General features: G+C 71.8%; 13 protein-coding genes. 7 read left to right on the forward strand and 6 right to left on the reverse strand.

The window, feature by feature from the left end; translation table 11 throughout:
• Positions 1 to 26: 26 nt before the first annotated feature.
• Positions 27 to 464: a glutaredoxin domain-containing protein gene (locus ABZT17_RS16230; protein ID WP_356348983.1), complete on the forward strand. Its 438-nt coding sequence runs from the start codon at positions 27 to 29 to the stop codon at positions 462 to 464.
• Positions 465 to 510: 46 nt separating this feature from the next.
• Here the strand turns inward: ABZT17_RS16230 and ABZT17_RS16235 are convergent, their stop codons facing one another.
• From ABZT17_RS16235 to ABZT17_RS16260, 6 genes are read right to left on the reverse strand one after another with little or no spacing between them, the layout of a single operon-like run.
• Positions 511 to 1,668 (reverse strand): acyl-CoA dehydrogenase family protein, encoded by a 1,158-nt coding sequence (locus ABZT17_RS16235; protein WP_356348986.1) that lies wholly within the window; start codon positions 1,666 to 1,668, stop codon positions 511 to 513.
• A gap of 19 nt (positions 1,669 to 1,687) precedes the next feature.
• Positions 1,688 to 2,221, reverse strand: coding sequence for a DoxX family protein (locus ABZT17_RS16240; RefSeq protein WP_356348989.1), 534 nt, complete (start codon positions 2,219 to 2,221; stop codon positions 1,688 to 1,690).
• Complete coding sequence (locus tag ABZT17_RS16245; RefSeq protein ID WP_356348991.1) at positions 2,218 to 3,129, reverse strand: SDR family NAD(P)-dependent oxidoreductase; 912 nt, start codon at positions 3,127 to 3,129, stop codon at positions 2,218 to 2,220. Before ABZT17_RS16245 ends, ABZT17_RS16240 begins: the two co-directional genes overlap by 4 nt.
• 31 nt (positions 3,130 to 3,160) lie before the next feature.
• Complete coding sequence (locus ABZT17_RS16250; protein ID WP_356348994.1) at positions 3,161 to 4,315, reverse strand: CoA transferase; 1,155 nt, start codon at positions 4,313 to 4,315, stop codon at positions 3,161 to 3,163.
• Positions 4,316 to 4,342: 27 nt separating this feature from the next.
• Positions 4,343 to 5,122, reverse strand: a complete 780-nt coding sequence (locus ABZT17_RS16255) for an enoyl-CoA hydratase/isomerase family protein (RefSeq protein ID WP_356348996.1) — start codon at positions 5,120 to 5,122, stop codon at positions 4,343 to 4,345.
• A gap of 1 nt (position 5,123) precedes the next feature.
• Positions 5,124 to 5,879 carry a glucose 1-dehydrogenase gene (locus tag ABZT17_RS16260; protein ID WP_356348998.1) on the reverse strand — a complete coding sequence of 252 codons (756 nt, stop codon included), beginning with the start codon at positions 5,877 to 5,879 and terminating at the stop codon, positions 5,124 to 5,126.
• A 101-nt stretch (positions 5,880 to 5,980) separates the two neighbouring features.
• Here ABZT17_RS16260 and ABZT17_RS16265 point away from each other — a divergent pair, with 101 nt between their 5' ends.
• The 6 genes from ABZT17_RS16265 to ABZT17_RS16290 all read left to right on the forward strand — a co-directional run bounded on the left by ABZT17_RS16265 (position 5,981) and on the right by ABZT17_RS16290 (position 14,678).
• Positions 5,981 to 7,123: an acyl-CoA dehydrogenase family protein gene (locus tag ABZT17_RS16265; protein WP_356349000.1), complete on the forward strand. Its 1,143-nt coding sequence runs from the start codon at positions 5,981 to 5,983 to the stop codon at positions 7,121 to 7,123.
• Positions 7,124 to 7,197: 74 nt separating this feature from the next.
• Positions 7,198 to 8,709 carry an aldehyde dehydrogenase family protein gene (locus ABZT17_RS16270; protein ID WP_356349002.1) on the forward strand — a complete coding sequence of 504 codons (1,512 nt, stop codon included), beginning with the start codon at positions 7,198 to 7,200 and terminating at the stop codon, positions 8,707 to 8,709.
• Positions 8,710 to 8,734: 25 nt separating this feature from the next.
• A complete protein-coding gene (locus tag ABZT17_RS16275; protein ID WP_356349004.1) occupies positions 8,735 to 10,309 on the forward strand; it encodes an AMP-binding protein in 1,575 nt (524 codons plus the stop codon).
• A complete protein-coding gene (locus ABZT17_RS16280; protein ID WP_356349006.1) occupies positions 10,306 to 11,466 on the forward strand; it encodes a thiolase family protein in 1,161 nt (386 codons plus the stop codon). The genes ABZT17_RS16275 and ABZT17_RS16280 overlap by 4 nt, the downstream gene beginning before the upstream one ends.
• Complete coding sequence (locus ABZT17_RS16285; RefSeq protein ID WP_356349009.1) at positions 11,463 to 11,912, forward strand: OB-fold domain-containing protein; 450 nt, start codon at positions 11,463 to 11,465, stop codon at positions 11,910 to 11,912. Before ABZT17_RS16280 ends, ABZT17_RS16285 begins: the two co-directional genes overlap by 4 nt.
• Before the next feature lie 117 nt (positions 11,913 to 12,029).
• Positions 12,030 to 14,678, forward strand: a complete 2,649-nt coding sequence (locus tag ABZT17_RS16290) for a nitrate- and nitrite sensing domain-containing protein (RefSeq protein ID WP_356349011.1) — start codon at positions 12,030 to 12,032, stop codon at positions 14,676 to 14,678.
• Positions 14,679 to 14,680: the final 2 nt, after the last annotated feature.

Genomic DNA, 14,680 nt, shown 5'->3' on the forward strand with positions numbered 1-14,680 from the left:
CGGCGCGTGGCCTAGCCTTCGTGCTCATGACGCGCGTCTGGCTCCCCTCGATCCTGTTCCTGCTCTGCGGCACAGGACTCGCGGTCGCGCTGCTCCTCGACGGAGACGTCGGCACCGCCTCGGTAATCCTGCTGCTGTTCATGCTGCTCGCGGCGGTGAACTCGCCCCTGGTCTTCCCCAGGTCGATCGATGCTGCGGAGGCGCGACGCCGTAGCGCGGCCGACGGTCGGCCGATCGTGTTCTGGCGGCCGGGCTGTCCGTACTGCCTCCGGCTGCGCATGCGGTTGGGCCGCCGAGCCCGCCGGGCGCACTGGGTCGACATCTGGCGCGACCCCGAAGGCGCGGCGGCGGTGCGGGCGGTCAACGACGGCGACGAGACCGTGCCGACCGTCGTCGTGGCCGGCCGGCCCCACGTCAACCCCGATCCCGCGTGGGTGCGCGAACGGCTCTCCCGATCCGCGTGACCGCGTGACCGCGTGACCGCGTGACCGCGAGTCCGCGAGGACGAGCTCAGCCGCGCGCCGCCTCCCCCAGGAGCGCCTTCGCGATGATGACCTGCTGGATCTGGCTGGTGCCCTCGTAGATGCGGAACAGCCGGGCGTCGCGGTAGAAGCGCTCGACGGCGACTCCGCGCATGTAGCCCGCGCCGCCGTGGACCTGGACCGCGCGGTCGGCGACCCGGCACACCATCTCGCTCGCGAAGTACTTCGCACAGGACGGGCCGATCTTGGTGTCGGTACCCGCGTCGAAGGCGCGGGCGGCCTCCAGCACGGTGGCCCGGCCCGCGTAGTAGTCGGTCTGCGAGTCGGCGATGAGGCCCTGGACGAGCTGGAAGGAGCCGATGAGCTGTCCGGACTGCCGGCGGGTGCTCGCGTACGCCACCGACTCGTCGACCAGTCGCTCGGCCATGCCGACCATCAGCGCGGAGATGTGCACCCGCCCGTGCGCGATGCAGCCCATCGCGGTGGAGAAGCCCCGGTTGAGCCCGGACTCGCCGCCGACCAGCGCGGTGGCCGGGACGCGGACGTCGTCGAAGAACACGTCCGCGGTCCAGGCGCCGAACTGGCCCATCTTGTGGTCCCGGGGAGCCACGGTCAGGCCCGGTGTGCCGGCCGGGACCAGGAAGGTCGAGATGCCGCGGGTGCGAGGGGCGTCGGGGTCGGTGCGGGCGAAGACCATGAAGACGTCGGCGAGCGGGGCGTTGGTGATGTACCGCTTGGCGCCGTTTATCACCCACTCGTCGCCGTCGAGATACGCCTTCGTGGTGAGTGTCGAGGGGTCGGAGCCCGCGTCAGGCTCGGTGAGAGCGAACGACGCCAGTACCTCGCCCGAGGCGATCCTCGGCAGCCACTTCACCTTCTGGTCCTCCGTCCCGCCCACCATCAGGACGTGCCCGGCGATGCCGTTGTTCGTCCCGAACATCGAGCGCAACGACGGTGTCGTGTAGCCGAGTTCGAACATCAGCTGGGTCTCTTCGTACATCGAGAGCCCAAGGCCGCCGTACTCCTCGGGCAGCGCGAAGCCGAACAGGCCCATCTTCTTCGCCGCCTCGCGGATGTCCGCGGGCATCTCGTCCTTCTCGTCGATCTCCGCCTCGAGCGGCACGACTCGGTCCCGGACGAACCGCCGGACCTCGTACAGCACGTCGCTGAAGTCAGCCGCGTCCATGTCGACTCCCTTACTCAACCTAGTGATCCGTTTGTGTCTCGTCCGGCGGGGCCGCGTCCGGCGTGCGCTCGGGCCGGTAGCACACGGCCAGCAGTGCCGCCGCGCTCGCCGTACCGAGTCCCGCCGCCAGCAACGCGGGCCCCACGCCCGCGCGTTGCCGGCGCAGCAGCCCGTCGAGGGAGTACCTGCCGTGGCCCAGTCCCGCCAGCGCGACGGCCGCGCCGCCCACCACACCGACGTACTCCCAGCCGCCCTTGAAGACGAAGAAGCCCTTGCCCCGGTGGTCGGTGCGCGCGGCCACGGCCATCAGGCCGACCGCGGCGGCCGCGGGGAGGGGGTTGGCCGCACCCAGGGTGATGCCGATCCCGGCCGCCATCTCGGTCCCGGCCGCCATCCGCGCGTGCACCTCGGCCGGTCTGAGGCCGAGCGCCTCGAACCAGCCCGTCGTGCCCTTGAGGCCGCCCGGCCCCGTGACCTTGTTCCAGCCGTGGGCGAAGAGCATCGGGCCGAGCGTGCCCCGCAGGACGAGCGCGGCGGCGTCATGGCCCTTCACTGGCCGACTCCGGTGGCCCGGCCTGTCGGTGCGACGCCGTACAACCGCGGTACGGCGTCCACGAGTTCGTCGTAGGTGAGGGCCTGTCCTGACTCGCTCGGGTGGACCGCGGCGACAGTCCAGCCCTGCAGCCGGTTCAGTCGGTTGCCCTCGATCCGCAGGACCTGGCCGGTCAGCCAGGCCGCGCTGTCGGAGGCGAGGTAGACGACGACTCCCGAGGCGTTGGCGGGATCGCGCGGATCGAAGTCGCCGGTGGCCCGGAGGTTCTCGCCGACGGCCAGCCCGTCCGTCATCCGGGTGGCCGCGATCGGCGAGATGGCGTTGGCGGTGACGCCGTACTTGCTCATCTCCAGGGCGGTCAGGACGGTGAGCCCGGCGATTCCGGCTTTCGCGGCACCGTAGTTGGACTGGCCCTGGTTGCCGAACAGGCCTGTCCCGGACGTCGTGTTGATGACGCGCCCGGTGACGCGCTCACCGCGCTTGGCGGCCTCGCGCCAGTACGCGCACGCGTGCCGGGTGAGTGCGAAGGTGCCCTTGAGATGGACCGCGATCACCGAGTCGAACTCGGCCTCGCTCATCGAGAACAGCATGCGGTCCCGCACGATGCCCGCGTTGTTGACGACGACGTCCAGGCGGCCGAACTCGGCGACCGTGTCCGCCACCATCGTCTCGGTGGCCGCCCAGTCGGTGACCGACGCGTGGTTGGCGACGGCCCGGCCACCGAGCTTGGTGATCTCCGCCACCACGTCGTCGGCGGGGGAGTCCCCGGTGCGCTCGCCGTGTACGCCCGAGCCGAGATCGTTCACGACCACGGTCGCACCGGCCTCGGCGAGCGCCAGACAGTGCGCCCGGCCCAGGCCCCGGCCACCGCCGGTCACGATGGCGACCTTGTCGTCGAGGATGCCCACGCCGTACCTCCAAAGCAGCAGATGTGTCAGGTCAGTTGAGTTCGCGCAGGATGTCGTCGGTGTGCTCGCCGAGCGTCGGCGCGCCGGTCCGCGGCTTCTCGTCCACGCCCCAGAAGCGCACCGGGGTCGCCACGGTCCTCAGCGGCGGCGCGTCGCCCATCCCGGGCTGTTCGACGAACGCGCCCACGGCCTCCGCCTGTGGATCGGCGGACACCTCCGCCAGGGTCTGCACGGGGGCCCACCACACGCCCTCTGCGTCGAACCGTGCCGCCCACTCGTCCAGCGGCCGTTTGGCGAACTCCTCGTCGAACACGGCGATCAGCTCGCGGACGTGGCCGCGCCGGGCCTTACCGGTCGCGAACCGCTCGTCGTCCGCGAGGTCCTCGCGGCCGAGCGCCTTGACGACGCCCGGCCAGTGCCGGTTGCCCTCCAGGCCGACCAGCCAGAACCAGCGGTCGTCCGCGGCCCGGTAGCTGTTGTAGAGCGGGGACTCGTGCTCGGTGCGGTGACGGGTACGGCCGCGCTTTCCGAAGAAGTTCTGCAGGGCGAGGTCGTTGCCGTTGGCGTACGTCCCGGAGCGCAGCAGGGACACGTCGACGACGCCGCCCTCCCCGGTGCGTTCGCGCCGGAGCAGCGCGGCCAGCACCCCGGCCACCAGGTTGGCGGCGGCCGTGCGGTCGCCGAGCCCGGGGCGGATACCGGGCGGCGGCTCCCCGGCCGGGTTGAGCATGCCGGCGATGCCGGGCCGCGCCCAGAAGGCGGAGACGTCGTATCCGGCGCGGTCGCGCTCGGCACCCGTCCAGCCGTAGCCGGTCAGCGTGCCGACGACCAGCCGGGGGTGACGCTCCCGCAGCTCGTCCGGGTCCAGCCCCAGCCGCTCCAGCGCGCCCGGGCGGAGGTTCGTGACGAACACGTCGGCGCGTTCCAGCAGCCGCTCCAGTACGTCCTTGCCGTCCTGGGAGCGCAGGTCGAGGACGATCCCGCGCTTGCCGCGGTTGTCGGTCTCGAACGGGGGCGCGCTGTCGATGTCCTGGCCGACGTGCCGGAGCGTGTACCGGTTGGGGTCGCCGGTCGGCGCCTCCACCTTGACGACGTCCGCACCCCAGTCCGCGAGCATGGTGGCCGCCGCCGGGGCGGCCACCCACATGCCCAGCTCGACGACGGATATGCCTTCCAGTGGCCGCACGGCCCACCTCCAGTTACGTAGAGACGCCTACACGCCGCGGAACTCGCCCGGGCGGCGCTCGCGGAAGGCCTTGAGTCCCTCGGCCCGGTCCTCGGTGGCGAACAGCACCGCGACGGTCTCCCTCTCGTAGGCGATCGCCGTCTCCAGGTCCATGCCGAGCCCGTGGCCGATCAGCCGCTTGCCCGCGGCGAGGGCGAGCGGGGCCCCGGCCGTCAGGGCGCCGGCCAGTTCCTCGGCGGCGGCGAGTGCTCCGCCGGGTTCGGCCAGTTCGTTGACCAGCCCGAGCTGCCAGGCGCGTTCGGCCTCGATCGGCTCGCCGGTGAGGATCATCTGTCTGGCGATCGCGGGCGGCAGAAGGCGCGGAAGCCGTTGCGTACCGCCCGCTCCCGGCAGGACGCCCAGCTTCATCTCGGGCAGGCCGAGCCTCGCACCCCGTTCCGCCACCCGCAGATCGCAGGCGAGCGCCAGTTCCAGGCCGCCGCCGAAGGCGAAGCCGTGCACCGCCGCCACCGAAGGCTTGGGGAAGTCCTCCAGCAGCGCGTACACCGTCGTCAGCCGCCCCACGAAGGCCCGGAACTGCCCGGGGGAGGTGCACGCCTCGATCTCGCCCAGGTCGGCGCCGGCCGAGAAGGCCCGGCCCGCTCCGGCCACGACCAGGGCGCGTACGTCGTCGTTGTCGCGTATGCCGTCGAGCGCGCGGGTGAGCCGGTCCACGGTCTCGGAGCCGATCGCGTTGAGCCGTTCCGGCCGGTCGAGGGTCAACACGGCGATCCGGTCGCGGAGTTCGACACGCAGCACGGTGCTCACCTCAGACCATCGTCAGGCCGCCGCTGACCGAGAGCGTCTGCCCGGTCATGTAGGCGGCGTCGTCGGAGGCGAGGAAGGCCACCACACCGGCGATCTCGGCGGGCCGGGCGACGCGGCGCAGCGGGATCGCCCGTACGGTCGCGTCGTACATCTTCTGGCTGTAGTCGGCGACCTGGCCGAGCAGCGCGGTGTCGGTCGGCCCGGGACAGACGGTGTTCACGGTGACGGCGTGCCGCGCGACCTCGCGGGCGAGGGCCTTGCCGAAGGCGATGACCCCGCCCTTCGTCGCGGAGTACACGACCTCACCCGAGGAGCCGACCCGGCCGGCGTCCGAGGCGATGTGCACGATCCGGCCGCCGCCGCGCTCGATCATCGAGTCGAGCACCGCCCGGGTCACAGTGATCGTCCCGCGCAGGTTGACGGCGATGATCCGGTCCCAGGTCTCCTCGTCGCTGTCGACGAACCGGCCGATGACATCGACGGCCGCGTTGTTGACCAGCACGTCCACCGGGCCGAGTTCGGACGTCACCCGCCGCACCGCCGCACGCACGGCCGCGCTGTCGGAGATGTCGGCGCCGACCCCCGCGGCGGCCACCCCGTGCCGCTCCGTGAGCCCGGCCGCGACCTTGGCCGCTGCCTGGGCGTCCACGTCGCAGACGGCGACCGAGGCGCCGTGGGCGGCCAGTGTGTCGGCGATCGCCTCGCCGATGCCCCGCCCCGCCCCGGTGACGAGCGCCACCTTGTCCCGTACGCTCACGCGCCCTCCCTCGCCCAGGTCCTGAAACAGCGCTATCGTATAACTACTTCAGCTGAATAAGCGAGATGCCGAGCACGTGAGATGCGGGAGTGGAGCCGAGCATGCGCCGTACGATCTTCACCGAGGAGCACGAGCTGTTCCGGGAGACCGCCCGCTCCTACTACCTGCGGGAATGCGTCCCGCACACCGAGGAGTGGGAGCGTGAGGGGCAGGTCGGCCGGGCCGCGTGGGCGGCGGCGGGCAAGGCCGGGCTCATCGGCTGGGAGTTCCCGGAGGAGTACGGCGGGCAGGGCATCCGGGACTTCCGGTACAACGCCATCATGGCGGAGGAGATGGCCGCCACCGGCGCGGTCGGCATCGGGCTCGGCCTGCAGAACGACGTTCTCCCGCCCTACCTCATGAACCTCACCACCCCGGAACAGAAGGCCCGTTGGCTCCCCGGAGTGATCGCGGGCGAGACGATCTGCGCGCTCGCGCTGTCCGAGCCCGCCGCCGGATCCGACCTCAAGGGCATCCGCACCACCGCCCGCCGCGACGGCGACGAGTGGGTGATCGACGGCTCGAAGACCTTCATCACCAACGGAATCCTGGCCGACCTGGTCGTCGTCGCCTGCAAGACCGATCCCGAGGCCGGGCACAAGGGGATCAGCCTGCTCGTCGTGGAACGCGGTGCCGAGGGCTTCGAGCGCGGACGCAAGCTCGACAAGGTCGGCATGAAGGCCCAGGACACCGCCGAACTCTTCTTCCGCGAGGTGCGCGTGCCCGCCGAGAACCTCCTCGGTCAGGAGGGGCGCGGTTTCTACCACATGATGGGCAACCTCCCCACCGAGCGGCTCGCCATCGCGGTGGCCGCGCTCGCCTCCGCCGAGCGGGCCTTCGGCTTCGCGCTGGAGTACGCCAAGGACCGCACCGCCTTCGGCCGGCCCATCGGGCAGTTCCAGGCGAACAGGTTCGCGCTCGCCGACATCAAGGCCAAGCTCGGCGTGGCCAGGGTCTTCCTCGACGGCTGCATCATGGCGCTGGTCCAGGGCGAGCTGACGGCCGAGGAGGCCGCCGCGGCCAAGTACTGGACCACGGAGACCGGCTGGGAGGTCATCGACCGCTGCATGCAGCTCTTCGGAGGCTACGGCTACATCAACGAGTACGAGATCGCCCGCATCTGGCGGGACAGCCGCGTCCAGCGGGTGTTCGGCGGCACCTCGGAGATCATGCAGGAGATCGTCGGCCGGTCGCTGGGACTGTGAGCCTCGCGAGAACTGCGCTGTTTATTGATTGGTTCGGCTAAATAGGTTATCTATTTAAGCGGTACGAAGTGGGCGTGGCGGACCCAGGAGGCATCGTGGTCACGGTCGACGTGAAACTGCACCAGGAACGGGCCGAGCGGGACCTGCCGCACCCCCGGCTCGTCATCGGCGGCAAGGACCTGCATGACACCAGCGGGGGGCTGTACGAGCATGTCGACCCCGCCACCGGACTGGTCCAGGCGCTCGTCCCGCTCGCCGGGCCCGCTGAGGTGGACCGGGCGGTGGCCGCCGCCCGCCAGGCCTTCGAGGTCTGGGGGTCCATGCGGCCGGCCGAGCGGCGGCGGCTGCTCACCCGCTTCGCCCAGCTGATCCGCGACCACATCCCCGACTTCGCGGCGATCAGCCCGCTGGAGAACGGCGTGTGCGTCGGCGGCTGGGCCGAGAACGTCGGAACGCACATCGCCGAGTGGACCGAGTACTACGCCGGCTGGGCCGACAAGATCGAGGGCATGGTCGGCGCGGGCCACAGCCCGCACGAGAACGTCGAGTACACCCTCGCCGAGCCGTACGGCGTGATCGGCCACATCATCACCTGGAACTCTCCCGCGCTGTCCCTGGCGATGAAGATCCCGCCCTCGCTCGCCGCCGGCAACACCGTGGTGATCAAACCGGCCGAGTCCACCCCGTTCTCCGCGCTGCTCTTCGCGGACCTGGCCCGCGAGGCGGGCATCCCCGACGGTGTGATCAACGTCGTCACCGGCCTCGGTGACGCGGGATCGGCCCTGGTCACCCACCCCGGTGTGGACAAGATCTCCTTCACCGGCGGTCCCGCGACCGCGCGCCGCATCATGGCCGACGCGGCGGTCAGCCTCAAGCCCGTCCTGTTCGAACTCGGCGGCAAGTCCGCCAACCTGCTCTTCGCCGACACCGACCTCGACACCGTCGTGCCGTACTGCGCGGCCTTCGCCATGAGCAACACCGGCCAGGGCTGCGCACTGCCCACCCGCCTGCTGGTGGAGCGACCGATCTACGACGAGGTGGTCGCCCGGGTCACCGGGGTCGTCGCCCACCTCCCCGTGGGCGACCCGCTCGACCCGGCGACCTACATCGGGCCCCTGATCGACGAAGCCGCCCGCGACCGCGTCCAGGGCGTGATCGACAAGGCGGAGAAGGACGGCGCGGGACGGCTGGTGTACGGCGGTGAACGCATCGACGCCGACGGCTGGTTCGTGACACCGACCGTCTTCGCCGACGTCGACAACCGCAGCGACCTCGCCCAGCGGGAGATCTTCGGCCCCGTTCTCGCCCTCACTCCGTTCGACACCGAGGACGAGGCCGTCGCCCTCGCCAACGACACCGAGTACGGCCTGTCCGCCTACGTCCAGTCCCGTGACATCGGCCGCGTGAACCGCCTGATACCGCGCCTGAAGGCCGGCACGGTGTACGTCAACCCCGGCCCGAACCCGATCACCTCACCGGCCACGCCCTTCGGGGGCGTCGGCCTCAGCGGGTTCGGCCGGGAGGGCGGCAGGGCCGGACTGGAGGAGTTCATCCACGTCAAGGGCGTCGGCGTCGGCCGCGTCTGACGAGATCCCACAGGAGCGAACCACCGTGAATCCCGCCCGCCGCCTGACGTTCGGCGACCTCATCCGCGAGCACCGCAGGTCCTACCCCGACGGCGTCGCCCTCGTCGACGGCGACACCCGGCTGACCTGGCCGCAGCTCGACGAGCGCACCAACCGCCTGGCCAACGCCCTCACCGAGGCGGGAGTCGGCCCCGGCGACCGCGTCCTGTGGCTGGGCCAGAACTCCTTCCGCATCTGGGAGCTGCTCGGCGCCGCCGCGAAGACCGGCGCCATGGTCTGCCCCGGGTACTGGCGCTGGGCCGCCCCCGAAATGGCCTTCGCCGTCGAGGACTTCGACCCCAAGGTCGTGGTCTGGCAGGACGAGGAGATCGGCGACACCGTCGCCAAAGCCCGGGCCGAACTGGGCACCGACCACCGGGCGTTGTGGCTGCGGCACGACACCGAGGGCCCCGATTCCTACGAATCCTTCCTGGCCGCCGGTTCGCCCGAGGACCCGGCCGCCGACATCGACCCCGACTCCGCGCTGCTGGTCATCTACACGGCGGCTATCTCCGGACGGCAGTCCGGATCGATGCTCTCGCACCGCAACCTCCTCGCCATGGGCGTGAGTTCGGCGTGGATGGGGGACATCGGCACCGAGACCGCCTTCCTGGGCGCCGGCCCGATGTTCCACATCGGCAACTACCAGTTCTGGGGCGTCCCCGCCTTCGTCCACGGCGGCAAGAACGTCATCGTGCGCCGGGTCGTCGCCGAGGAGCTGCTGCCGCTGCTGGCGGCGGAGCGGTGCACCCACGCCTACCTGATGCCGCCGACCATCGCGCAGCTCGTCGCACTGAACCGCGAGGCCGGACACGACCTCTCCCACCTGAAGGCGAGCGTCGCCGCCCCTCTGTGGCAGGGCACCGTGCCCACCGACACCAGCCGCTTCACCCGCAACGGCGGCGGCGAGGGCCGCGGTTACGGACAGACCGAGGTGACCGGCTTCGCCGTCACGGGCGCCTACGGCGGCACGGGCACCGGCAACGCGGGACGCCCCGGCCCCTTCACCGCCGTACGCATACTCGACAGCGGTGGGCAGGAATGCGCGGTCGGAGTGGCCGGTGAGATCTGCGTCCGCGGGGACCTCGTGCACCTCGGCTACTGGAACCGGCCCGAGATCAACGAGGAGCGCTTCCGCTCCGGCTGGTGGCACACCACCGACCTCGGGCGCCGTGAGGCCGACGGCACGATCAGCTTCCTCGGCACGACCACCCGCATGCTGAAGTCGGCCGCCGAGAACATCTTCCCGGCCGAGGTGGAGAACTGCATCGAGTCCCATCCGGCGGTGAAGGAGGCGGCCGTGATCGGCGTGCCCAACGAGCGCTGGGCGCAGGACGTCAAGGCCGTCGTGGTGCTGCACGCCGACGCCGGGCCGGTCACCGCGGAGGACGTGATCGAGCACTGCCGGGCGCGGATCGCCTCGTACAAGAAGCCCAAGACGGTCGAGTTCGTGGACGCGCTGCCTCGCACGAAGGACTTCGCGAAGGACTACGAGGCGCTCGACGAGCGCTTCGGCGGGGGCGGTTACCCCGGCGGCGACACGCTCGGCGCGGGAAGGTGAACCCCGCGGACCGCCGTCTGCCGGTCGTCGTCGGGGTGTATGCCACCGAGCAGGCGCTGTCCCTCCCGGACCGGGACGCCATGGACCTCGCGCTCGAAGCGGTGAGCGGCGCGGTCGCGGACGCCGGACTGGCGCCCTCGGACGTCGACGGCGCCCAGGTCGACTGGCCCGGCCCCGGCGGGGTGCCGGGCGAGGGCAGCTCCTGGGCGCGCATGCTCGGCCGGGACCTGCGCTGGACCAGCGACTCGATGCTCGACAACGCGGGCTCGCGCGGCCTGCTGAAGGCGGCGGCGGCCGTACGGGCGGGGTTCGCCGACACCGTCGTCGTCGGCGGCTGCAAGCTGGTCTCGCGGGGCACGGGCCCCGTCGGAGCCGGGGTGGCGCTGGAGTTCGCGGACGTGTGGGGCAGCTATGTCGTCGCCCAGTTCGCCCTGGTGGCAGCCCGGCACATGCACGAGTACGGCACGACCTCCCGCCAGCTCGCGGAGGTCGCCGCCACCATCCGCAACAACGGCACCACCAACCCGGAGGCGATGATGTACGGGCGCGGCCCGTACACCGCCGACGACGTGCTCGCCTCCCGCATGGTGGCCACGCCCTTCCATCTGCTGGACTGCTGCATCGTGGGCGAGGGCGGCGCGGCGCTCGTCGTGACCACCGCCGAGCGCGCCCGGGACCTGCCGCACCCGCCCGTCGCCGTCCTCGGCGGCGGGATGCAGTACCACCAGGCCGCGTACGCCAACCCGGCGCTGTACCGGGAGGTCGGCGGGCTCGGGCGGGAGGCCGCCGAGCGCGCCTACGCGATGGCCGGCATCGGCCCGCACGACGTGGACGTGTTCTCCCTCTACGACCCCAACTCCTTCGAGATCATCCGTCAGTTGGAGATCCTCGGGCTGTGCGGCGAGGGCGAGGGCGGTCCGCTGGCCGCGAGCGGCGCCATCGCCGTCGGCGGCAAGCACCCGGTCAACCCGGACGGCGGCTGTCTCGCGTACGCCTGGAACGGCACCCAGCAGATGACCCTCAAAGTCGTCGAAGCGGTACGGCAGTTGCGCGGCACGGCCGTGCATCAGGTCGAGGGCGCGGAGCTGGCGGTCGTCGGCAACGCGGGTTCGGGGGCGCAACACTACGAGATGAGCGTGCTGGGGAGAATGCGATGAGCCGGCCCGTACCCGTCCCCACACAGCTGTCCCGGCCGTTCTGGGAGGCGGCCCGACGCGGCGAACTGGTCGTCCCGCACTGCCCGGCCTGCGGTCTGCGCTTCTTCGTCCCCGAACCCGCCTGTCCCGGCTGCATGGCGCGCGACTGGCGGTACGCGCCCAGCGCGGGCCGGGGAACCGTCTACTCGGTGACCGTCGTGCACCGGGCCCCGGGCCCCGGCTTCGACACCCCCTACGCGCTGGCCGTCATCGACCTCGACGACGGGGCCGCCCTGCTGGCGCACGTGGACGCGGGCGATCCCGAGGAGGTCGTCATCGGGCTGCGCGTCCGCGTGGACTTCCGAGTCCTCACCGACGAGATCACGCTGCCGTACTTCATACCCGAGAACCGGCCGTCCCCGTCCGCACAGGACGACCGCCACAGGTTGGCCACCACCTCATCATAATTTAAACACTGATTGCTCTCAGTGTATTTAGTTAGCGGTTTCCGGCGATAGCATCACCCGCATCGCGCGGGCACCGACGGGGTGGCCCGCCCCTGTGAGCATCGCTGAGGATCCGAAGTGGCAGTGCATGCGCGAGCGTCGAAGAGACAGGGCGAGAGGCGGGAACCCGGAGCCGGACGGCAGCCGGCGCTGCGTACCGTTCTGCTCGTCCTGGCCCTGGTCCCCATCGTGACCCTGGTGGCGCTGTGGGCGGTCGACTCCACGCAGCTCTACACCGACTGGCGGCGCCAGCAGGACCGCAACGACGTGTCCACCCAGGCCGCCCGGCCGGTCCTGGGCGCCTTCTTCACCCTGCAGGAGGAACGCCGGCTCAGCGAGGCGGACCTGGCCGACCCCGCCGCGTTCCAGCAGCGACTGCGCGCACAGCGGGCCCGCACCGACGCGGCCGTCAAGGCCGTCGAGGCGCTGCCCGGCAGCGGGTGGAACGCGCCGGCCGACATCCGCCACGACGTCGTCGACCTGGGCAGGGCCCTGCGGAGCCTGGCCGGCTACCGCGCGGGCGTGGACGGGCGGACGTCCTCGCCGCAGCAGACCTTCGACCGCTACACGGGGCTGATCTCCCTGCACCTGAAGGTGTTCAACACGCTCAGCACCGTCGGTCTGCCCGGCATCGACCACCTCGTCCGCCCGGTCATCGACGAGGACTGGGGCATGGAGATGATCTCGCGCGAGGACGCGCTGCTCACCCGCGCCTCGGTCACCGGCAGGCTCTCCGGGACCGACCGGGGACAGCTCTCCGCCTTGGTCGGCGCCCAGCAGTTCATCTTCGACGACAAGGTCGTGCCGCTGCTCTCGGCCGACGAGGCGCGGCAGTTCCGCGCACTCATGGCGGGCGGCGCGTGGAAGAAGAAGACCGCCGTCGAACAGGCCGTGCTCGCGGGGTCCGCCTCCGGAAAGGACTCGGACCCGTTCTCCAAGTCGCTCGGCCGGTCCTGGCGCGACGGCGTCCAGCAGGTCACCGCGGGGCTTCAGCAGCGCAACGCCGCCTACGCCAAGACCCTGACGGCCGCCACGGACAAGCAGTTGCGGTCCATGGAGACCCGGCTGATCGTCACCAGCGTCAGCAACGCTGTCGCCGTGTTCGTGGTCGCCCTGATCACGGCCTTGTTCACCCGCGTGCTGCGCCGCCGGATCTCCGCCCTGCGCACCGCGGCCCTGGACCTGCAGAGCAGGCTGCCCGACGTGGTGGACCGCATGCGCCGGGGCGAGGTCGTCGACCCGGACGCCGAACTCCCGGCGATCCCGCACAGCGGGGACGAACTCGGCCAGCTGGGTCAGGCCCTCAACCTCGCCCGTCACACCGCCCTCGACACCACGGTGGCCCAGGTGGGCCAGCTCCACGGATTCGAGAAGCTGCTGCAGCGCATCGCCCGCCGTACCCAGCTGCTCATCGGTCTGCAGATGAAGAAACTCAGCGAACTGGAGCGCAAGCACGAGGACCCCGAGGTGCTGGAGGACCTGTTCGACCTCGACCACCTCACCGCGAGGCTGCGCCGCTACGAGGAGAACCTGGTCATCCTCGGCGGCGGCCAGCCCCAACGGCGCTGGCGCAAGCCGGTGCTGGTGCTGGACGTGCTGCGCTCCGCCCAGAGCGAGGTGCAGGACTACCGGCGGATCCAGATCGAGGTGCAGGGCCGGGTCTGGCTGTCCGAGCGTGCCGTCGGTCTCGTCATCCACGTGCTGGCCGAACTCATGGAGAACGCGGTGGGGTTCTCCCGGCCGCCGACCCCGGTGGAGGTGTACGCCGCACAGGTGGGGCGCGGTCTCGCGGTGGAGATCGAGGACCGCGGGGTGGGCATGGACGACGGGCAGTACGTGGCGGTCAACCGGCTGATGGCCGACCCGCCCCGCATGGACGTGATGTCCCGGGCCGACGACGTCAGGCTCGGGCTGTACGTCGTCGCCCGGCTGGCGCAGGGCCTCGGCATCCAGGTGGAGCTGCGGCCCTCGGCGTTCGGCGGGACCCGGGTGGTCGTCCTCATCCCCGACGAACTGGTCGTCGTCGACGCCTCCGGGCCCGCGGAGGAGACCGTGGGTTCCTGGCCGCCGGCGCCCGTCCCGGTCGCGTCGGCCTCCGCAGTCGTACTGGATCCGGCGCGGGGCCCGGACCCGGGGGCGCACCGGCCGGTCGCGGACGGCGTACCGTCCGCCCCGGCCGTCCTGCGGGACGGGCCGCGTGCTCATCCCGCAGGCCGGCGGCCGGGCGCTCCGGGCGTACCGGGCACGAGGGGGGCACCGGACACGGGCGGTTGGCCGGGCACGGGTGGTGGGCCGGACACAGGCGGTGGGCCGGGCACGGGCGGCGGTTCTGGCGTGCGCGGTGGGCCGGAGACGAGTGGCGCACCGGGGGCCGCCGGCGCACCGCGCAGGCGTCTGCCCTCCCAGCCGTTCGGCCCGCCGCCGACCCGCACGGCACCGGACGCCGTCGGCGCGCAGCCGTGGACCGAGGCTCCCGGAACGGTGCAACCGCTGCCCAAACGCGTGCGCCAGGCCAGCCTCGTCGACGAGCTGCGCGACCCGGGCGCGGTCACGCGGACGCGACCCGACGAGCGGGAGACCGTCCCCCGGCCCGCGCCGGCCCGTTCCGGCGCCACCGTCGGCGCCTTCCAACGCCAGTCCCGCATGGCCAGGAGTACGACTCCCACCCCGGCCCACGACCCCGCCGACACCTTGCCGACCCGCAGAAGTTTCCCGACGGAAGACTGACC

This window comes from Streptomyces sp. NPDC005648, from assembly GCF_040605395.1.
Lineage (GTDB): Bacteria > Actinomycetota > Actinomycetes > Streptomycetales > Streptomycetaceae > Streptomyces.